The organism is Pseudomonas sp. X4 (genome assembly GCF_040784925.1).
Classification (GTDB): domain Bacteria; phylum Pseudomonadota; class Gammaproteobacteria; order Pseudomonadales; family Pseudomonadaceae; genus Aquipseudomonas; species Aquipseudomonas putida_Z.
In genome coordinates, this window is record NZ_CP160798.1 from 3,703,900 (window position 1) to 3,723,664 (window position 19,765).

The window sequence follows — 19,765 nt, forward strand, 5'->3', positions numbered from 1 at the left end:
CCTGCCGTCTTGTCGCGGCGGGCTGTTTATTGCCAGTTGGAATAAAAGGACTTCATGAAACGTCTGCTGCTAACTGCGGTCATGTCCGCACTGATGATCGCTGAAGTTCACGCCGAGTCCTTCACCATCTCCGATATCCGCGTCAACGGCCTGCAGCGGGTTTCCGCCGGCAGTGTCTTCGGTGCCTTGCCGCTGAACGTCGGCGACCAGGCCGATGACCGCCGACTGGTGGAGTCGACCCGTTCCCTGTTCAAGACCGGCTTCTTCCAGGACATCCAGCTGAACCGCGATGGCAATGTCCTGATCATCAACGTGGTCGAGCGCCCGTCGGTGTCGAGCATCGAGATCGAAGGCAACAAGGCCATCAGCACCGAAGACCTGATGAAGGGCCTGAAGCAATCGGGCTTGGCCGAAGGCGAGATCTTCCAGCGTGCCACCCTCGAAGGTGTGCGTAACGAACTGCAGCGCCAGTACGTGGCCCAGGGCCGCTACTCGGCCGAGGTCGACGCCGAGGTGGTGCCGCAGCCGCGCAACCGTGTGGCACTGAAGATCAAGATCAACGAAGGCACCGTCGCCGCCATCCAGCACATCAACATCGTTGGCAACAACGTGTTCGACGACGAGACCCTGGCGCAGCTGTTCGAGCTGAAGACCACCAACTGGCTGTCGTTCTTCAAGAACGACGACAAGTACGCCCGCGAAAAGCTCTCCGGTGACCTGGAGCGCCTGCGTTCCTACTACCTGGACCGCGGCTACATCAACATGGACATCGCCTCCACCCAGGTGTCCATCACGCCGGACAAGAAACACGTCTACATCACCGTCAACATCAACGAAGGCGAGAAGTACACCGTTCGCGACGTCAAGCTGTCCGGTGACCTGAAGGTGCCGGAAGACCAGGTCAAGTCGCTGCTGCTGGTGCAGCCTGGCCAGGTGTTCTCGCGCAAGGTGATGACCAGCACTTCCGAGCTGATCACCCGCCGCCTGGGTAACGAAGGCTACACCTTCGCCAACGTCAACGGCGTGCCGCAGCCGAACGATGAAGACCACACCGTCGACATCATGTTCGTGGTCGACCCGGGCAAGCGTGCCTACGTCAACCGCATCAACTACCGCGGCAACACCAAGACCGAAGACGAAGTGCTGCGTCGCGAAATGCGCCAGATGGAAGGCGGCTGGGCCTCGACCTACCTGATCGACCAGTCCAAGACCCGTCTGGAGCGTCTGGGCTTCTTCAAGGAAGTGAACGTCGAGACCCCGCCGGTGCCGGGCACCGACGACCAGGTCGACGTCAACTACAGCGTCGAGGAGCAGGCTTCCGGCTCGATCACCGCCAGCGTCGGTTTCGCCCAGAGCGCCGGCCTGATCCTCGGTGGTTCGATCAGCCAGAGCAACTTCCTCGGTACCGGTAACAAGGTGTCCATCGGCCTGACCCGTTCGGAATACCAGACCCGCTACAACTTCGGCTTCGTTGACCCCTACTTCACTGCCGATGGCGTGAGCCTGGGCTACAACGCCTTCTACCGCAGCACCGACTACGACGACCTCGACGTCGATGTGGCCAGCTACGCGGTGGACAGCTACGGTGCGGGCGTCAGCCTCGGCTACCCGATCAGCGAGACCTCGCGCCTGACCTATGGCCTGAGCGTGCAGCAGGACAAGATCAAGACCGGCAAGTACACCGTTGACGAGATCTTCGATTTCCTCGAAGAGGAAGGCGACAACTTCCTGAACTTCAAGGCCTCGATCGGCTGGTCCGAGTCGACCCTGAACAAAGGTGTGCTGGCAACCCGTGGCCACTCCCAGAGCCTGACCCTGGAATCCACCATTCCGGGCAGCGACCTGTCGTTCTTCAAGCTCGACTACCGCGGCCAGCTGTTCAAGCCGATCACCAACGACTACACCCTGCGCCTGCACACCGAGCTGGGTTATGGTGACGGTTATGGCAGCACCTCGGGCCTGCCGTTCTACGAGAACTACTTCGCGGGTGGCTTCAACTCCGTCCGTGGCTTCAAGGACAGCAGCCTGGGCCCACGCAGTACCCCAAGCCGCGGCGAGGCCAACGGTGGCAAGCCAGGCACCATCGCCGACCCGGACCAGGATCCGTTGCCGTTTGGTGGCAACGTGCTGGTACAAGGTGGTGTCGAGCTGCTGTTCCCGCTGCCGTTCGTCAAGGACCAGCGTTCGCTGCGCACCTCCGTGTTCTGGGACGTGGGTAACGTGTTCGACACCAATTGCGGCAACCAGCCGGATTGCGAGAAGGTCGGTTTCTCGGGCATGGCCAGTTCGGTCGGCCTGGGCGTGACCTGGATCACCGCACTGGGCCCGCTGAGCTTCAGCCTGGCAATGCCGGTCAAGAAGCCGGACGATGCCGACACCCAGGTGTTCCAATTCTCTCTGGGCCAGACCTTCTGAGGTCGGCCCTCGCTTAATGACAACGGTTTATCCAGGAGTGCATCGTGCGTAAGTTGACCCAACTGGCCGTAGTGGCCGCGGCGCTGGTCGCCACCCCGGCTTTCGCCGAAATGAAGGTTGCCGTCCTGAACTATCAGATGGCCCTGCTGGAGTCGGATGCCGCCAAGAAATACGCGGTGGATGCCGAGAAGAAGTTCGGCCCGCAACTGACCAAGCTGAAAAGCCTGGAAAGCAGCGCCAAGGGCATCCAGGACCGTCTGATCAAGGGCGGCGACAAGATGCAGCAGCAGGAGCGCGAGCGCCTGGAGCTCGAGTTCAAGCAGAAGGCCCGTGACTTCCAGTTCCAGTCCAAGGAACTGAACGAAGCCAAGGCCGTTGCTGACCGCGACATGCTCAAGCAGCTGAAGCCGAAGCTGGATGGCGCTGTCGAGGAAGTGATCAAGAAAGGCGGTTACGACCTGGTCCTCGAACGTGGCGCGGTCATTGATGTCAAGCCTCAGTACGACATCACCCGCCAGGTCATCGAGCGCATGAACCAAGCCCGTTGATATGACCGTGACCATGACGCTAGGCCAGTTGGCCGAGGCCCTCGGCGCCACCCTCAAGGGGCCCGAGGCGCTGCAGATTACCGGGCTGGCCACCTTGCAGGAGGCTGGCCCAGGTCAGTTGAGCTTCCTCGCCAACCCGCAGTACCGCAAATTCCTGGATAGCAGCCAGGCGGCCGCGGTGCTGCTGAAGGCGGTGGACGCCGAAGGCTTTGCCGGCAATGCGCTGATCGTCGCCGATCCGTATCTGGCCTACGCTCGCATTTCCCACCTGTTCGACCCCAAACCCAAGGCTGTGGCGGGTATTCATCCCAGCGCCGTGGTGGCCGAGGACGCGCAGGTGGACGCCAGTGCCAGCATCGGGCCGTTCGCGGTCATCGAAAGCGGTGCGCGCATCGCGGCCAATGTCAGCGTGGGTGCACACTGCGTGGTTGGTGCCCGTTGCGTGATCGGTGAGGGTGGCTGGCTGGCTCCACGGGTCACCCTGTACCATGATGTGACCATCGGCAAGCGTGTGGTCATCCAGTCGGGTGCGGTGATCGGCGGTGAAGGTTTCGGCTTTGCCAACGAGAAGGGCGTGTGGCGCAAGATCGCCCAGATCGGTGGCGTGACCATCGGCGACGACGTGGAAATCGGTGTCAACACCGCGGTCGATCGTGGCGCGCTGTCGGATACGCGGATCGCTGACGGGGTAAAGCTCGACAACCAGATCCAGATCGCCCACAACGTGCAGATCGGTGAGCACACGGCCATGGCCGCCTGTGTCGGAATTTCCGGCAGCACGCGCATCGGCAAGCATTGCACCATTGCCGGAGGTGTCGGCATGGTGGGTCATATCGATGTCTGTGATAACGTTTTCGTGTCCGGGATGACCATGGTGACCCGTTCGATCACCGAACCGGGTGCCTATTCTTCCGGCACTGCCATGCAGCCACTGGCTGAATGGCGCAAGAGCGCCGCGCGTATCCGCCACCTGGACGACATGGCCAAGCGTCTCCAGCAGCTGGAAAAACGCGTCGATACCGTGACCTCAGGTGGCCAGCCGACATCAGAAGGCTGATACCATTCCCTGAGCAAGAGTGAACAGTCGCTAGCTGGCTCCTCTTTGGACTGCAAAAGGAGCGTGTGGTCAGCACCTGCGCTCCCTATTCTTATTACAGGCTTCCCCCCCGAAATGATGGACATCAACGAGATTCGCGAATACCTGCCTCACCGTTACCCGTTCCTGCTGGTGGACCGCGTGACGGAGCTGGACTACGAGGCCCAGAGCATTCGTGCCTACAAGAATGTCAGCATCAACGAGCCGTTCTTCAACGGCCATTTCCCGGCTCACCCGATCATGCCGGGCGTCCTGATCATCGAAGCCATGGCACAGGCCGCGGGTATCCTCGGTTTCAAGATGCTCGACGCCAAGCCGGCCGATGGCACCCTGTACTACTTCGTCGGCTCCGACAAGCTGCGTTTCCGTCAGCCGGTACTGCCGGGTGACCAGTTGGTGCTGGAAGCCAAGTTCCTCAGCCGCAAGAGCATGATCTGGAAATTCGAGTGCCGCGCCCTGGTCGACGGCAAGCCGGTTTGCTCGGCAGAAATCACCTGCGCGGAACGCTCCCTATGAATTCGATTGATCCTCGGGCCATTATCGACCCGTCGGCCAAGCTGGCCGATGGTGTCGAGGTCGGCCCCTGGTCGATCGTTGGCCCCGATGTGGAAATCGGGGAGGGCACCGTTATCGGCCCGCATGTTGTGCTCAAAGGGCCGACCCGCATCGGCAAGCACAACCGTATCTTTCAGTTTTCCTCGATCGGCGAAGACACCCCGGACCTCAAGTACAAGGGTGAGCCGACGCGCCTGGTGATCGGCGATCACAATGTGATCCGCGAAGGGGTGACCATTCACCGCGGCACCGTCCAGGATCGTGCGGAAACCACCGTGGGCGACCACAACCTGATCATGGCCTATGCCCACATCGGCCACGACAGCGTCATCGGCAACCACTGCATCCTGGTCAACAACACGGCCCTGGCCGGCCATGTGCACGTGGGGGACTGGGCGATCCTGTCCGGCTACACCCTGGTGCACCAGTACTGCCATATCGGTGCCCACGCGTTTTCCGGCATGGGCACGGCGATCGGCAAGGATGTCCCGGCCTTCGTCACCGTGTTCGGCAGCCCGGCCGAAGCCCGCAGCATGAACTTCGAAGGCATGCGCCGCCGGGGTTTCAGCGACGAGGTGATCCATGTGCTGCGCCGTTGCTACAAGATCGTCTATCGCCAGGGCCTGACCGTCGAAGACGCGCTCAAGGAGCTGGACGAACTGGCTGCGAAGCACCCTGAGGTCGATCTGTTCCGTCAGTCGATCGTGAACTCCGCCCGCGGCATCACCCGCTGACATGGCCCAGCTTTGCGTAGCCTTGGTCGCAGGTGAGGCCAGCGGCGACATTCTCGGTTCCGGCTTGATGCGTGCCATCAAGGCACGCCACCCCGACGTACGGTTCATCGGCGTTGGCGGCCCCTTGATGGAAGCCGAAGGCCTGCAATCCTATTTCCCCATGGAACGCCTGGCCGTCATGGGTCTGGTCGAAGTGCTGGGGCGCCTGCGCGAGCTGCTCAAGCGCCGCAAGCTGCTGATCGAGACCCTGATCGGCGAAAAGCCCGATGTGTTCATCGGCATCGATGCCCCCGACTTCACCCTCAACATAGAACTGAAACTGCGTCAGGCCGGGATCAAGACCGTGCACTACGTCAGCCCGTCGGTCTGGGCCTGGCGGCAGAAGCGTGTGCTGAAGATTCGCGAAGGCTGCGACCTGATGCTGACGCTGTTGCCATTCGAGGCGCGGTTCTATGAAGAGCAGGGCGTACCGGTGCGCTTCGTCGGCCACCCGTTGGCCGACACCATCCCGCTCGAAGCCGACCGCCCTGCCGCACGTGCCGCGCTGGGCCTGGGCGAAGGGCCGGTAGTAGCGTTGATGCCGGGCAGCCGCGGCGGCGAAGTAGGGCGGCTGGGCGCACTGTTCCTGGATGCTGCCGAACGGCTGCGCCAGCAGGTACCGGGCGTGCGTTTCGTGCTGCCCTGCGCCAATGCCGCGCGTCGCGCCCAGGTCGAGCAGATGCTCGAAGGGCGTAAGCTGCCGCTGACCCTGCTCGATGGCCAGTCGCACCAGGCCCTGGCGGCCTGTGACGCGGTGCTGATCGCCTCGGGTACTGCCACCCTCGAAGCGCTGCTGTACAAGCGGCCGATGGTTGTGGCCTATCGCCTGGCGCCCCTGACCTACTGGATCCTCAAGCGCCTGGTAAAGAGCCCCTACGTTTCGTTGCCGAACCTGCTGGCCCAGCGTGCGCTGGTACCCGAGCTGCTGCAGGATGACGCCACCAGCGAAGCACTGGCCAATACCCTGGCGCCGCTGGTGGCCGATGGCAGCCAGCAGACCGAAAGTTTCGACGAAATTCACCGCACCCTGCGCCGTGACGCCTCCAACCAGGCGGCCGAGGCGGTACTGGCCTTGCTCAAGGACCGCTGACATGCAAATTGGACTGGACTTCAACCTGGTCGAAGACCTGGTCGCCGGCGTCGACGAAGTGGGCCGTGGCCCGCTGTGCGGCGCGGTGGTGACCGCGGCGGTGATCCTCGACCCGGCGCGCCCGATCCTCGGCCTGAACGATTCGAAGAAACTCACCGAAGCCAAGCGCGAGGCGCTGTTCGACGAGATCTGCGAAAAGGCCCTGAGTTTCTGCATCGCCCGCGCCGAGGTCGAGGAAATCGACCGCCTGAACATCCTGCACGCGACCATGCTGGCCATGCAGCGCGCCGTGGAAGGCCTGCACATTACTCCGAAGCTGGCCCTGATCGACGGTAACCGCTGCCCGAAACTGGCCGTACCGGCGTCGCCGGTAGTCAAGGGCGATAGCCAGGTGCCGGCCATCGCGGCGGCGTCGATCCTGGCCAAGGTGACCCGCGACCGGGAGATGAGCGCATTCGAGCTGATCTATCCGGGTTATGGCATTGGCGGGCACAAGGGCTACCCGACCCCGGTACACCTCGAGGCGCTGGCACGCTTGGGGCCTACGCCCATTCATCGGCGTTCCTTTGCCCCGGTGCGGGCCGCGTGGGATGCACGTGAAGGCGTCACCAACTCCCTGATCTGAGCTATTAGTTCGTTGCTACAGGTGTCACGCTATCCTCTGTGGGAGCGGCTTTAGCCGCGAACACCGGCGCAGCCGGTGCCATACACCGCGTTGGATTCTTCGCGGGTGAACCCGCTCCCACAGGGGGGCGGTGCGCGCACATTCTTTATTCTCTGGCCGATACCGCAATCCCAAATCCTATCCCCATTTAAGCTACAATCCCGCCCTTGTCGTTCAGCACTGCTACAGGATCTTCCATGTCGGTTCCCTTCGTTCACCTGCGCGTCCACTCCGAATTCTCGCTGGTCGACGGCCTGGTGCGGATCAAGCCGCTGGCCAAGGCGCTGGCCGGGATGAACATGCCGGCGGTGGCGATCACCGACCAGAGCAACATGTGCTCGCTGGTAAAGTTCTACAAGACTGCCATGGGCGCCGGCATCAAGCCGATCTGCGGCGCCGACCTGTGGCTGGCCGCTGCCGACCCGGAAGCACCGCTGTCGCGTATCTGCTTCCTGGCCATGAACCCCAAGGGCTACCGCAACCTCACCGAGCTGATCTCGCGCGGCTGGACCGAGGGCCAGCGCAACGGCCTGGTCATCCTCCAGCGTGAATGGATCGCCCCCGCCAGCGAGGGCCTGATAGCCCTTTCCGCAGGCAAGGAAGGCGATATCGGCATGGCCTTGCTGGCCGGCAAGGACGATGAAGCCGAGTCTCTGCTGCAAGACTGGATGGGCATGTTCCCCGAGCGCTTCTACGTCGAAGTGCAGCGTACCAACCGTGCCCGTGACGAAGAGTACGTGCACGCCGCCGTGGCGTTGGCCGACAAGTTCGGCGCTCCGCTGGTGGCAACCAACGATGTGCGCTTCATCAAGCAGTCCGACTTCGACGCCCACGAAACCCGCGTATGCATCGGTGAGGGGTGGACCCTCGACGACCCGCGTCGGCCAAGGATGTACAGCGACCAGCAGTATCTGAAGTCGGCCGAGGAAATGGCCGAGCTGTTCAGCGACCTGCCCGACGCCATCACCAACACTGTCGAGATCGCCAAGCGCTGCAACATCCAGGTGCAGCTGGGCAAGTACTTCCTGCCCGACTTCCCCACGCCCAACGGCATGGGCATCGATGACTACCTGCGGCATGTGTCCCACGAAGGCCTGGAAGAGCGCCTGGCGGTGCTGTGGCCGAAAGAGACCACACCCAACTACGAAGAGAAGCGCCAGGTCTACCTGGACCGCCTGAAGTTCGAACTGGACATCATCATCCAGATGGGCTTCCCCGGTTACTTCCTGATCGTCATGGACTTCATCAAGTGGGCCAAGAACAACGACGTACCGGTTGGCCCGGGCCGAGGATCGGGTGCCGGCTCGCTGGTGGCGTACGTGCTGAAGATTACCGACCTCGATCCGCTGGCCTACGACCTGCTGTTCGAGCGCTTCCTCAACCCTGAACGTATTTCCATGCCCGACTTCGACGTCGACTTCTGCATGGATGGCCGTGACCGGGTGATCGACTACGTCGCCGAAGCCTATGGCCGCAACGCGGTCAGCCAGATCATCACCTTCGGTACCATGGCGGCGAAGGCGGTGGTGCGAGACGTGGCGCGGGTACAGGGCAAGTCCTACGGCCTGGCCGACCGCCTGTCGAAGATGATCCCCTTCGAAGTGGGCATGACCCTGGAGAAGGCCTACGAGCAGGAAGAGATCCTGCGTGACTTCCTCAAGGGCGACGAAGACGCCCGCGAGATCTGGGACATGGCCCTGAAGCTCGAGGGCGTGACGCGCGGTACCGGCAAGCACGCCGGTGGTGTGGTCATCGCCCCGACCAAGCTCACCGACTTCTCGCCGATTGCCTGTGACGAAGAGGGCGGCGGCCTGGTAACCCAGTTCGACAAGGATGATGTCGAGGCTGCCGGCCTGGTGAAGTTCGACTTCCTCGGCCTGCGGACCCTGACCATCATCAAGTGGGCGATGGAGATCATCAACCGCGAGCAGGCCAAGAAGAACCTGCCCGACGTCAACATCGACTTCATCCCGCTGGACGACCGCAAGACCTACGAGCTGTTGCAGAAGGCCGAAACCACGGCGGTGTTCCAGCTTGAATCGCGTGGCATGAAGGAGCTGATCAAGAAGCTCAAGCCCGACTGCCTGGAAGACCTGATCGCACTGGTGGCACTGTTCCGCCCGGGCCCGCTGCAATCGGGCATGGTGGACGACTTCATCAACCGCAAGCACGGTCGCGCCGAGCTGGCTTACCCGCACTCCGACTACCAGTACGAGGGCCTGAAACCGGTACTGGCACCGACCTACGGCATCATCCTGTACCAGGAGCAGGTGATGCAGATCGCCCAGGTCATGGCTGGCTATACCCTCGGCGGCGCCGACATGCTGCGCCGTGCGATGGGTAAGAAAAAGCCCGAGGAAATGGCCAAGCAGCGCGGTGGTTTCATCGAAGGCTGCGTGGCCAACAATATCGATGCGGATCTTGCGGGTAACATTTTCGACCTGGTAGAGAAGTTCGCTGGCTACGGCTTCAACAAATCCCACTCCGCCGCCTATGGCCTGGTGTCGTACCAGACCGCCTGGCTGAAAACCCACTACCCGGCGCCATTCATGGCCGCGGTGTTGTCGGCGGATATGCACAACACCGACAAGGTCGTGGTGCTGGTCGAGGAGGTGCGCAGCATGAAGCTGCGCCTCGACGCGCCGGACGTGAACTTCTCCGACTTCAAGTTCACCGTCAACAATGACGGGCGCATCGTCTACGGCCTGGGCGCCATCAAGGGCGTCGGCGAAGGCCCGGTGGAAGCGATCGTCGAGGCCCGCGCCCAGGGTGGCCCGTTCAAGGACCTGTTCGATTTCTGTGAACGCATCGACCTCAAGCGGGTCAACAAGCGTACCCTCGACGCGCTGATCCGCAGTGGCGCGCTGGACCGCCTGGGCCCGCACTTCCATGACGAGATCAAGGCCTACCACGCCAACATCGACATCAACCGTGCAACCTTGCTCTCGGCGCTGGGCGAGGCCATCAAGGCTGCCGAGCAGGCCGCCCACACCGCCGACAGTGGCCACGTCGACCTGTTCGGCGGCATGTTCGAAGAGGCGGATGCCGACGTCTACGCCAACCACCGCAAGGTGCGCGAACTGACCCTCAAGGAACGCCTGAAGGGCGAGAAGGACACCCTCGGCCTGTACCTCACCGGCCACCCGATCGACGAGTACGAGACCGAGATCCGCCGCTTCGCCCGCCAGCGCATCATCGACCTCAAGCCGTCACGCGAAACCCAGACCATCGCCGGCATGATCATTGCCCTGCGGGTGATGAAGAACAAGAAGGGCGACAAGATGGGCTTCGTCACCCTGGACGACCGCTCCGGGCGCATCGAGGCGTCGCTGTTTGCCGATGCCTTCATGGCGGCACAGTCCTTGCTGCAGACCGATGCCATGGTGGTGGTCGAAGGCGAGGTCAGCAACGACGATTTCTCTGGTGGCCTGCGCCTGCGGGTGAAGCAGGTGATGACCATGGAGGATGCGCGCACCAAGCTGGCCGAGAGCCTGCGCCTGAAGGTGGCACACGAAGCGCTCAAGGGCGACCGGCTGAAGTGGCTGGGCGAGCTGATTACCCGCCATCGCGGCGCTTGCCCGATCACCCTCGAGTACACCGGCAGCGACGCCAAGGCCATGCTGCAGTTCGGCGAGCAGTGGGCGATCGACCCGGCCGATGGGCTGATTCAGGCGCTGCGTGACCAGTTCGGGCGTGAGAACGTCTTCCTGCAATATCGTTGAACCGAAAAAAATTTAATCTCGACCTGAATGCGCCTGATCCCTTAAGGTAGGGCGCCAAACGGATCAACCGGCCGGCCGCCTGGCCGTAGACCCAAGACGGATGACTATGAACCCGAATTTTCTCGATTTCGAACAGCCGATTGCCGACCTGCAAGCCAAGATCGAAGGCCTGCGCCTGGTAGGCAACGACAACTCGCTGAACATCAGCGATGAAATTGCCCGTCTGCAAGACAAGAGCAACACCCTGACCGAAAGCATCTTCGGCAACCTGACCAGCTGGCAGATCGCCCGCCTGGCCCGTCATCCGCGTCGTCCTTACACCTTGGACTACCTGGAGCACATCTTCACCGAGTTCGAAGAGCTGCACGGCGACCGCCACTTCTCCGACGACGCTGCCATCGTCGGTGGTACCGCGCGTCTGGACGGCAAGCCGGTCATGGTCATCGGCCACCAGAAGGGCCGTGAAGTGCGCGAGAAGGTACGCCGCAACTTCGGCATGCCGCGCCCTGAAGGCTACCGCAAGGCCTGCCGCCTGATGGAAATGGCCGAGCGCTTCAAGATGCCGATCCTGACCTTCATCGACACCCCGGGCGCCTACCCGGGCATCGACGCCGAAGAGCGCAACCAGAGCGAGGCCATCGCCTGGAACCTGCGCGTGATGGCGCGCCTGAAAACCCCGATCATCGCCACCGTGATCGGTGAGGGTGGTTCCGGCGGTGCGCTGGCCATCGGCGTGTGCGACCAGTTGAACATGCTGCAGTACTCCACCTACTCGGTGATCTCGCCGGAAGGCTGTGCCTCGATCCTGTGGAAGACTGCCGACAAGGCAGCCGACGCAGCCGAGGCCATGGGCATCACTGCCGAGCGCCTGAAGAGCCTGAACATCGTCGACAAGGTCATCCAGGAGCCGCTGGGCGGCGCCCACCGTGACCCGGCGAAGATGTCGGAAAGCATCCGTGCCGACCTGGTACAGCAGCTGGACATGCTCGGCAAGCTCGACCATGACGCGCTGCTGGCCCGCCGTTACGATCGCCTGATGAGCTACGGTCTCTGATAGCGAGATGAATGGCACCGGCTTCGCCGGTGTTCGCGGGTGAACCCGCTCCCACAGGTATTGCGCAGCCCTCTGAAACGGCGCGATCCCTGTGGGAGCGGGTTCACCCGCGAATGCATTCTCGAATTGAGTGCGGGTTCGATGATAAACCTCACACCTTGGCTCAACGCCCCCACCTGGTACATCGCCTTCTCCGGCGGCCTCGATTCCACCGTCCTCCTGCACCTGCTGGCCGACTACGCCCGCAATCACGCATCCCCTCCACTGCGCGCCATCCACGTCCACCACGGCCTGCAAGCCGCCGCCGATGCCTGGCCCGCCCACTGCCAAACCATCTGCGACAATCTCGGCATCGAACTCCAGGTCATCCACGTCCAGGTCACCTCCGGCGCCAGCCTCGAGCAAGCCGCCCGCGATGCCCGCTATGCTGCCTTCAGGCAAGCCCTCGGCCCGGGTGACATCCTGTTCACCGGCCAGCACCGCGACGACCAGGCCGAAACCCTGCTGTTCCGCCTGCTGCGCGGTGCAGGCCTGCGTGGCCTGGCGGCAATGCCGGGGCAGCGGGCGCTAGGGCAGGGCAGCCTGGTCAGGCCATTGCTGGGCTGTTCCCGCCAGCAACTGCAGGACCATGCTCAGGCTAATGGGCTGGCCTGGATCGAAGATCCGTCAAACGCTGACACACAATTTGCCCGCAACTACCTGCGCAGCGAAGTGTTTCCGCTGCTTCAGCAACGTTGGCCGCAGGCCAGCCAGAACCTGGCCCGCGCCGCCGAGCACCTGAGCGAAGCCCAAGGCCTGCTGGACGAGCTGGCCCAGGACGACCTGGCGCTCGCCGGGGAGGGCGCGCCGGTGGCTTGGCCGGGGCTGGACTCCCTCGACCTGGCTACTCTGGTGGCGCTGTCGCCGGCCCGTCAGCGCAATGCCCTGCAATACTGGCTGAGCCGCCGTACCCGCCTGCCCGACACCCGGCACTGGGCCGGCTGGGCCGACCTGCGCGATGCCGCCGCCGATGCCCAGCCCGCCTGGCAACTTGCCGATGGGCAACTGCTGCGCAGTCATGGGCGCATCTGGTGGTTGAGCGGTGACTGGCTGCAGCTGCCCGTCGGCGAACTGGCCTGGGCCGATCCCGCCAAGCCTTTGCCGTTGCCGGGTAACGGCAGTGTGCGTCTTGTTGGCGCAGCGCCGCTGCACGGCTTGCGCGTTGCCTACCGTCAGGGCGGTGAAGTGCTGGACCTCCCCGGCCGCGGCCGACGCGACCTCAAGCGCCTGCTCAACGAGTTGCAGGTGCCGCTTTTCCTGCGCCCGCGCCTGCCACTGCTGTACCAGGGCGAGCGCCTGCTGGCGGTGGCCAACCTGCCCGGGCTGGTGCAGGCTGATTGCCAGCTGTCCTGGCAGTTGCCGACGAACGCGCAAGGTTTGAGCTGAAGGGTACATTCGGGTAGACTACCCTCCCTTCTTGATACAGCTTCTGTGGGTTCCGCGAAAACACAGGAGTTGCCGATTACCAAGCAGTTTTTTGCTGGGCTGATTCTGGAAATGACGAGCGAGCTCCATGCCGGGGATACCCCTGGTCTGTACAGACGCGGCAGTTTTTCGAGATGCACTGTGATTGACGCAGGTGATCGGGGGCTTCGGCCTTCCTTCGCTTTCTCCGGCGGCGCTGGCCGCCTTAACGCAGACTTCTAGGGTTTTTCATGACGCGCTACATATTCGTCACGGGCGGTGTTGTTTCTTCATTGGGGAAAGGCATTGCCTCGGCTTCCCTGGCGGCCATCCTGGAAGCGCGGGGCCTGAAGGTCACCATGCTCAAGCTGGATCCGTACATCAACGTCGATCCGGGCACCATGAGCCCGTTCCAGCACGGTGAAGTGTTCGTCACCCACGATGGCGCCGAGACCGACCTCGACCTGGGCCACTACGAGCGGTTCATCCGCACCACCATGACCCAGAACAACAACTTCACCACCGGCCGCATCTACGAGCACGTACTGCGCAAGGAGCGTCGTGGTGACTACCTGGGCGCGACCATCCAGGTCATCCCGCACATCACCGACGAAATCAAGCGTCGCATCATCAAGGGCGCCGGCGATGCCGACGTGGCCCTGGTGGAAATCGGCGGTACCGTGGGTGACATCGAGTCGCAGCCGTTCCTCGAGGCCATCCGCCAGCTGCGCGTCGAAGTGGGCTCCAAGCGCGCCATGCTGATGCACCTGACCCTGGTCCCGTACATCGCCACCGCTGGCGAGACCAAGACCAAGCCGACCCAGCACTCGGTCAAGGAGCTGCGCTCCATCGGCCTGCAGCCTGACGTGCTGATCTGCCGCTCCGACCACCCGGTCGATGCCTCGTCGCGTCGCAAGATCGCGCTGTTCACCAACGTTGAAGAGCGTGCGGTGATTTCGCTGGAAGACGTCGACACCATCTACAAGATCCCGGGCGTGCTGCACGCACAGGGCCTGGACGACTTCGTCGTCGAGCGTTTCGGCCTGCAGTGCAATGGCGCCGACCTGTCCGAGTGGGACAAGGTGGTCGATGCCAAGCTCAACCCCGAGCACGAAGTGACCATCGCCATGGTCGGCAAGTACATGGAGCTGCTGGATGCGTACAAGTCGCTGATCGAAGCGATGAGCCACGCCGGCATCACCAACCGCACCAAGGTCAACCTGCGCTACATCGATTCGGAAGACATCGAGAACCAGGGCACCAGCCTGCTCGAAGGCGCCGATGCCATCCTGGTACCGGGCGGTTTCGGCCTGCGCGGCGTGGAAGGCAAGATCACCGCGGTGCAATACGCCCGTGAGAACAAGGTGCCGTACCTGGGTATCTGCCTGGGCATGCAGGTGGCCGTGATCGAATTCGCCCGTAACGTGATGGGCTGGAAAGACGCCAACTCCACCGAGTTCGACCGCAACAGCGGCCACCCGGTCGTCGGCCTGATCACCGAGTGGGCCGATGCCACCGGTGCCGTCGAAACCCGCAGCGAAGCCTCCGACCTGGGTGGCACCATGCGCCTGGGCGCACAGGACTGCCAGCTGGCCGCCGGTTCCAAGGTGCACGACTGCTACGGCAAGGACGTGATCACCGAGCGTCACCGTCACCGCTACGAAGTGAACAACAACCTGCTGCCGCAACTGGTCGACGCCGGCCTGGTGGTTTCCGGCCGTTCCGAAGACGGTGCGCTGGTGGAAGTGGTCGAGTCCAAGGACCACCCATGGTTCGTCGCCTGCCAGTTCCACCCGGAATTCACCTCGACCCCGCGTGACGGCCACCCGCTGTTCAGCGGCTTCGTCAAGGCAGCCCTGGCTCAGAAGAACAAGGCCTGATCAATGACCCAGAAGATCATTCGCGTCGGTAACATCGAGATCGCCAACGACAAGCCGTTCGTCCTGTTCGGCGGCATGAACGTCCTGGAGTCCCGTGACCTGGCAATGAAGGTCTGCGAGGAGTACGTGCGGGTGACCGAGAAGCTCGGTATCCCGTACGTGTTCAAGGCCAGCTTCGACAAGGCCAACCGTTCGTCGGTAACCTCGTACCGTGGCCCGGGCATGGAAGAGGGGCTGAAGATCTTCGAAGAGATCAAGCGCACCTTCAACGTGCCGGTCATCACCGACGTGCACGAGCCTTACCAGGCCGAGCCTGTAGCCAAGGTGTGCGACATCATCCAGCTGCCGGCCTTCCTGTCGCGGCAGACCGACCTGGTGGTGGCCATGGCCAAGACCGGCGCGGTGATCAACATCAAGAAGGCCCAGTTCCTCGCACCCCAGGAAATGAAGCACATCCTGGCCAAGTGCGAGGAGGCCGGTAACGACCAGTTGATCCTCTGCGAGCGTGGTTCGAGCTTCGGCTACAACAACCTGGTGGTGGACATGCTCGGCTTCGGCATCATGAAGCAGTTCGAGTACCCGGTGTTCTTCGACGTGACCCACGCCCTGCAGATGCCGGGTGGTCGCGCCGATTCCGCCGGTGGTCGCCGCGCCCAGGTCACCGACCTGGCCAAGGCCGGCATGAGCCAAGGCCTGGCCGGGCTGTTCCTCGAAGCCCACCCCGATCCGGACAACGCCAAGTGCGATGGCCCATGCGCCCTGCGCCTGGACAAACTGGAGCCGTTCCTGGCCCAGCTCAAGCAACTGGACGACCTGGTGAAAAGTTTTCCGACGGTAGAAACCGCGTAAAGCTCGATTCTCGGGTAAAGTACCGTCCGATCCACCCCTGACCAGTCGGTCAGGGGTTCCCTTCACCCGGCCTGCCCACTGCAAGTCCGCCCGGTGAACGGCAAGAATTTCCTAAGCTAAGTTGTTTTCGTCAATTCTGGAGTGCTTACAACAATGGCAAAAATCGTCGACATCAAAGGTCGTGAAGTTCTCGATTCGCGTGGCAACCCCACCGTGGAAGCCGATGTACTGCTCGACAACGGCATCATCGGCAGCGCCTGCGCGCCGTCCGGTGCTTCCACTGGCTCGCGCGAAGCGCTGGAGCTGCGTGATGGCGACAAGAGCCGTTACCTGGGCAAGGGCGTGCTGAAGGCCGTCGCCAACATCAACGGCCCGATCCGTGACCTGCTGCTGGGCAAGGACCCTGCCGACCAGAAGGGCCTGGACCGCGCCATGATCGAACTGGACGGTACCGAGAACAAGGCCAAGCTGGGCGCCAACGCCATCCTGGCCGTTTCCCTGGCTGCCGCCAAGGCCGCTGCCCAGGACCAGGACCTGCCGCTGTACGCGCACATCGCCAACCTGAACGGCACCCCGGGCCAGTACTCGATGCCGGTACCGATGATGAACATCATCAACGGTGGCGAGCACGCCGACAACAACGTCGACATCCAGGAGTTCATGGTTCAGCCGGTTGGCGCCAAGACCTTCTCCGACGGCCTGCGCATGGGTACCGAAATCTTCCACCACCTCAAAGCCGTGCTGAAGGCCCGTGGCCTGAACACCGCCGTTGGTGACGAGGGTGGTTTCGCCCCTAACCTGGCTTCCAACGAAGACGCCCTGGGCGCCATCGCCGAAGCTGTCGAGAAAGCCGGCTACAAGCTGGGCACCGACGTGACCCTGGCCCTGGACTGCGCGGCTTCCGAGTTCTACGAAGACGGCAAGTACAACCTGTCCGGCGAAGGCAAGTCGTTCGACGCCGAAGGCTTTGCCGAGTACCTGAAAGGCCTGACCGAGCGCTTCCCGATCATCTCGATCGAAGACGGCCTGGACGAGTCCGACTGGGCTGGCTGGAAGATCCTCACCGACAAGATCGGCACCAAGGTGCAGCTGGTTGGCGACGACCTGTTCGTGACCAACACCAAGATCCTCAAGGAAGGCATCGAGAAGGGCATCGGTAACTCGATCCTGATCAAGTTCAACCAGATCGGCTCGCTGACCGAAACCCTGGAAGCCATCCAGATGGCCAAGGCTGCTGGCTACACCGCGGTGATTTCGCACCGTTCCGGTGAAACCGAAGACTCGACCATCGCCGACCTGGCCGTGGGTACCGCTGCTGGCCAGATCAAAACTGGTTCGCTGTGCCGTTCCGACCGCGTTTCCAAGTACAACCAGCTGCTGCGCATCGAAGAGCAACTGGGTGCCAAAGCGGTTTACCGCGGTCGTGCCGAGTTTCGCGGCTAAGCAAGAGATGGTAAAAAGACAGCAGCCGGAGTTGTAGGAACGTTCGTACTGTTCTTTCCTACATTCCAACGGGTTTCTGTCGACGAAGCCTGGCCTCGGCCAGGCTTCGTGCTATTCGAGGCCCCGAAGTAAAAAATACCCGGCAGCCTTTTTAACCTGGATAACGTGATGCGCAGTCCCTATTGGTTGTTCCTCGTCCTGCTCCTGCTGCTGGGTGGCCTGCAGTACCGCCTGTGGGTGGGTAATGGCAGCCTGGCGCAAGTGACCGAGCTGAAGCAGCAGATTGCCGAGCAGCATGCCGAAAACGAGCGCTTGCTCGAGCGCAACCGCGTGCTCGATGCCGAAGTGCTGGAGCTGAAAAAAGGCATGGAGACCGTTGAAGAGCGGGCTCGCCACGAATTGGGGATGGTCAAAGAGGGCGAAACCCTCTTCCAGTTGCCACAGAAATGATCGAAACCTTACCGGCCTTCTGGGCCGTGATTCCTGCTGCGGGCGTAGGTGCCCGCATGGCTGCCGACCGCCCCAAGCAGTACCTGGAGCTGGCCGGGCAGACCATTCTCGAGCACAGCCTCGACTGTTTTCTTGGCCACCCGATGCTCAAGGGCGTGGTGGTCAGCATTGCCGAAGATGATCCGTACTGGCCTCGCCTGCGCTGTGCCAGCGATCCGCGCATCCAGCGCGCCGCGGGTGGCCGCGAGCGTGCCGACTCGGTGCTCAATGCCTTGCTGATGCTGCATGCCCAAGGGGCGGCGGACAGCGACTGGGTGCTGGTGCATGATGCCGCGCGACCGAACCTGGCGCGCAGCGATCTGGACAAGCTGTTGTCGGAGCTGGCGGGCGACCCGGTGGGTGGCCTGTTGGCGGTGCCGGCGCGCGATACCCTCAAGCGGGCCGATGCCGATGGCCGGGTGGGCGCTACCGTCGACCGCAGCACCATCTGGCAGGCCTATACGCCGCAGATGTTTCGCCTGGGGGCGTTGCATCGGGCGCTGGCCGAGTGCCTGGTGTCGGATGTGCTGGTAACCGACGAGTCCTCCGCCATCGAGTGGTCCGGCCAGGCGCCGCGGCTGGTCGAAGGGCGCAGCGACAACATCAAGGTGACCCGGCCGGAAGACCTGGAGTGGTTGCGCCAGCGTTGGGCAGGGCGCCGCTGAATTTCTTGCTCCTGTGCCGGCCTCTTCGCGGGTAAACCCGCTCCCACAGGTATCGCACATCCCTTCAGGTTTGCGCTGTACCTGTGGGAGCGGGTTTACCCGCGAAGAGGCCAGACCAGCCAGCACAAGGTTCAGTTCAAGCGATACTCCGGCAACCCCGCCAACCCTTCCTTCAGGTAATCCACCAGCCGCCGTACCTTCGGCGACAGGTGCCGTTGCTGCGGATACAGCGCCCACACCGCGGTATTCGGTGGCTGGTGCGCCTCCAGCAACGACACCAGAGCACCACTGTTCAAGTGCTCCAGCACGTAATAATCCGGCAATTGGCACAACCCCATCCCCTGCAGCGCCGCGTCCAGCACCGCCTGCCCGCTGTTGCAACGCCAGTTGCCTTGGACTCGCTGGCTGATCTCGCGGCCGTCCTGCTGCAGCGCCCACAAATCCGAGCTGCCCACCAGGCAATTGTGCCGCGCCAGTTCCGACAGGCTGTGTGGCCGACCGTAACGTTCCAGGTAGGCCGGCGAAGCGCACAGGTACATGCGCCGGGGCGCCAGGCGGGTTGCCACCAGTCGTGAATCGGCCAACCGGCCCAGGCGGATGGCCAGATCCATGCCTTCATGCACCAGGTCGAGTGTATGGTTGCTCAGTTCCACATCCACCCGCAGCTGCGGGTACAGCGCCATGAACCGTGTCACCAGCGGCACGATGAAGCGCTCGCCATAAGCCACCGCGCAGGTCATGCGCAGCAACCCCTTGGGCTCGCTGGCCAGGTCACCCATGGCGCGCAGGGCTTCCTCGCGGCCATCCTGCAGGCGCTGGCAGTGCTGCAGGAATGTCTGCCCGGCCTCGCTCAGGGTCACCCGCCGGGTACTGCGGTACAGCAGGCGCGTCTGCAGCCGTTCCTCCAGCCGGGCGATCTGCCGGCTGATGTGCGACGAGGAAACCCCCAGGCGCTCGGCGGCCGCGGTGAACTGGCCCGACTCGGCCACGGCGACGAACTCGTCGATGCCTTCCCAGCGGCTGCTCATTGATTATCCCTGTATGGCAATAATGTTTTGTCTTTGGCCGGATTATTCATC

16 protein-coding genes are annotated in these 19,765 nt (G+C 62.9%); 15 read left to right on the forward strand and 1 reads right to left on the reverse strand.

The window, feature by feature from the left end; all coding sequences use genetic code 11:
* The first annotated feature begins 54 nt into the window (after window positions 1–54).
* The 15 genes from bamA (at window position 55) to ispD (ending at window position 18,686) form a co-directional block, all read left to right on the forward strand.
* Window positions 55–2,415: an outer membrane protein assembly factor BamA gene (gene bamA, locus ABX298_RS16505; RefSeq protein ID WP_025337978.1), complete on the forward strand. Its 2,361-nt coding sequence runs from the start codon at window positions 55–57 to the stop codon at window positions 2,413–2,415.
* Window positions 2,416–2,459: 44 nt separating this feature from the next.
* Complete coding sequence (locus ABX298_RS16510) at window positions 2,460–2,963, forward strand: OmpH family outer membrane protein (RefSeq protein WP_015269197.1); 504 nt, start codon at window positions 2,460–2,462, stop codon at window positions 2,961–2,963.
* A 1-nt stretch (window position 2,964) separates the two neighbouring features.
* Window positions 2,965–4,020, forward strand: a complete 1,056-nt coding sequence (gene lpxD / locus ABX298_RS16515; RefSeq protein ID WP_075043985.1) for a UDP-3-O-(3-hydroxymyristoyl)glucosamine N-acyltransferase — start codon at window positions 2,965–2,967, stop codon at window positions 4,018–4,020.
* 114 nt (window positions 4,021–4,134) lie between these two features.
* Complete coding sequence (gene fabZ / locus ABX298_RS16520; protein ID WP_004375427.1) at window positions 4,135–4,575, forward strand: 3-hydroxyacyl-ACP dehydratase FabZ; 441 nt, start codon at window positions 4,135–4,137, stop codon at window positions 4,573–4,575.
* Entirely contained in the window at window positions 4,572–5,348 is a 777-nt protein-coding gene (lpxA, locus tag ABX298_RS16525) for an acyl-ACP--UDP-N-acetylglucosamine O-acyltransferase (RefSeq protein ID WP_025337980.1), read from the forward strand. Before fabZ ends, lpxA begins: the two co-directional genes overlap by 4 nt.
* Window position 5,349: 1 nt before the next feature.
* Window positions 5,350–6,477, forward strand: a complete 1,128-nt coding sequence (lpxB, locus tag ABX298_RS16530) for a lipid-A-disaccharide synthase (protein ID WP_075043986.1) — start codon at window positions 5,350–5,352, stop codon at window positions 6,475–6,477.
* Between the two features lies 1 nt (window position 6,478).
* Window positions 6,479–7,102 (forward strand): ribonuclease HII, encoded by a 624-nt coding sequence (gene rnhB / locus ABX298_RS16535; RefSeq protein ID WP_075043987.1) that lies wholly within the window; start codon window positions 6,479–6,481, stop codon window positions 7,100–7,102.
* A gap of 236 nt (window positions 7,103–7,338) precedes the next feature.
* Window positions 7,339–10,863: a DNA polymerase III subunit alpha gene (gene dnaE / locus ABX298_RS16540; RefSeq protein WP_075043988.1), complete on the forward strand. Its 3,525-nt coding sequence runs from the start codon at window positions 7,339–7,341 to the stop codon at window positions 10,861–10,863.
* A 106-nt stretch (window positions 10,864–10,969) separates the two neighbouring features.
* Window positions 10,970–11,917, forward strand: a complete 948-nt coding sequence (gene accA / locus ABX298_RS16545) for an acetyl-CoA carboxylase carboxyl transferase subunit alpha (RefSeq protein WP_015269200.1) — start codon at window positions 10,970–10,972, stop codon at window positions 11,915–11,917.
* Window positions 11,918–12,058: 141 nt separating this feature from the next.
* The gene (tilS, locus tag ABX298_RS16550) at window positions 12,059–13,342 is read left to right on the forward strand and encodes a tRNA lysidine(34) synthetase TilS (protein WP_075043989.1); all 1,284 of its coding nucleotides are present in this window, start codon (window positions 12,059–12,061) and stop codon (window positions 13,340–13,342) included.
* Window positions 13,343–13,611: 269 nt separating this feature from the next.
* Window positions 13,612–15,240: a CTP synthase gene (locus tag ABX298_RS16555; protein ID WP_025337984.1), complete on the forward strand. Its 1,629-nt coding sequence runs from the start codon at window positions 13,612–13,614 to the stop codon at window positions 15,238–15,240.
* A gap of 3 nt (window positions 15,241–15,243) precedes the next feature.
* Entirely contained in the window at window positions 15,244–16,089 is an 846-nt protein-coding gene (gene kdsA, locus ABX298_RS16560) for a 3-deoxy-8-phosphooctulonate synthase (protein WP_019097123.1), read from the forward strand.
* 153 nt (window positions 16,090–16,242) lie between these two features.
* Window positions 16,243–17,532 carry a phosphopyruvate hydratase gene (eno, locus tag ABX298_RS16565; protein ID WP_025337986.1) on the forward strand — a complete coding sequence of 430 codons (1,290 nt, stop codon included), beginning with the start codon at window positions 16,243–16,245 and terminating at the stop codon, window positions 17,530–17,532.
* A gap of 168 nt (window positions 17,533–17,700) precedes the next feature.
* The gene (gene ftsB / locus ABX298_RS16570; RefSeq protein WP_004375443.1) at window positions 17,701–17,982 is read left to right on the forward strand and encodes a cell division protein FtsB; all 282 of its coding nucleotides are present in this window, start codon (window positions 17,701–17,703) and stop codon (window positions 17,980–17,982) included.
* Complete coding sequence (gene ispD / locus ABX298_RS16575; protein ID WP_015269204.1) at window positions 17,979–18,686, forward strand: 2-C-methyl-D-erythritol 4-phosphate cytidylyltransferase; 708 nt, start codon at window positions 17,979–17,981, stop codon at window positions 18,684–18,686. Before ftsB ends, ispD begins: the two co-directional genes overlap by 4 nt.
* Window positions 18,687–18,817: 131 nt before the next feature.
* Here ispD and ABX298_RS16580 read toward each other — a convergent pair whose 3' ends face one another.
* Entirely contained in the window at window positions 18,818–19,714 is an 897-nt protein-coding gene (locus ABX298_RS16580; protein WP_015269205.1) for a LysR substrate-binding domain-containing protein, read from the reverse strand.
* Window positions 19,715–19,765: the final 51 nt, after the last annotated feature.

Bases quoted from the DNA above. Each gene is read 5' to 3' on its own strand.
- bamA (WP_025337978.1), top strand. From the start codon at position 55: ATGAAACGTCTGCTGCTAACTGCGGTCATGTCCGCACTGATGATCGCT.
- lpxD (WP_075043985.1), top strand. From the start codon at position 2,965: ATGACCGTGACCATGACGCTAGGCCAGTTGGCCGAGGCCCTCGGCGCC.
- fabZ (WP_004375427.1), top strand. From the start codon at position 4,135: ATGATGGACATCAACGAGATTCGCGAATACCTGCCTCACCGTTACCCG.
- lpxA (WP_025337980.1), top strand. From the start codon at position 4,572: ATGAATTCGATTGATCCTCGGGCCATTATCGACCCGTCGGCCAAGCTG.
- lpxB (WP_075043986.1), top strand. From the start codon at position 5,350: ATGGCCCAGCTTTGCGTAGCCTTGGTCGCAGGTGAGGCCAGCGGCGAC.
- rnhB (WP_075043987.1), top strand. From the start codon at position 6,479: ATGCAAATTGGACTGGACTTCAACCTGGTCGAAGACCTGGTCGCCGGC.
- dnaE (WP_075043988.1), top strand. From the start codon at position 7,339: ATGTCGGTTCCCTTCGTTCACCTGCGCGTCCACTCCGAATTCTCGCTG.
- accA (WP_015269200.1), top strand. From the start codon at position 10,970: ATGAACCCGAATTTTCTCGATTTCGAACAGCCGATTGCCGACCTGCAA.
- tilS (WP_075043989.1), top strand. From the start codon at position 12,059: ATGATAAACCTCACACCTTGGCTCAACGCCCCCACCTGGTACATCGCC.
- ABX298_RS16555 (WP_025337984.1), top strand. From the start codon at position 13,612: ATGACGCGCTACATATTCGTCACGGGCGGTGTTGTTTCTTCATTGGGG.
- kdsA (WP_019097123.1), top strand. From the start codon at position 15,244: ATGACCCAGAAGATCATTCGCGTCGGTAACATCGAGATCGCCAACGAC.
- eno (WP_025337986.1), top strand. From the start codon at position 16,243: ATGGCAAAAATCGTCGACATCAAAGGTCGTGAAGTTCTCGATTCGCGT.
- ftsB (WP_004375443.1), top strand. From the start codon at position 17,701: ATGCGCAGTCCCTATTGGTTGTTCCTCGTCCTGCTCCTGCTGCTGGGT.
- ispD (WP_015269204.1), top strand. From the start codon at position 17,979: ATGATCGAAACCTTACCGGCCTTCTGGGCCGTGATTCCTGCTGCGGGC.
- ABX298_RS16580 (WP_015269205.1), bottom strand. From the start codon at position 19,714: ATGAGCAGCCGCTGGGAAGGCATCGACGAGTTCGTCGCCGTGGCCGAG.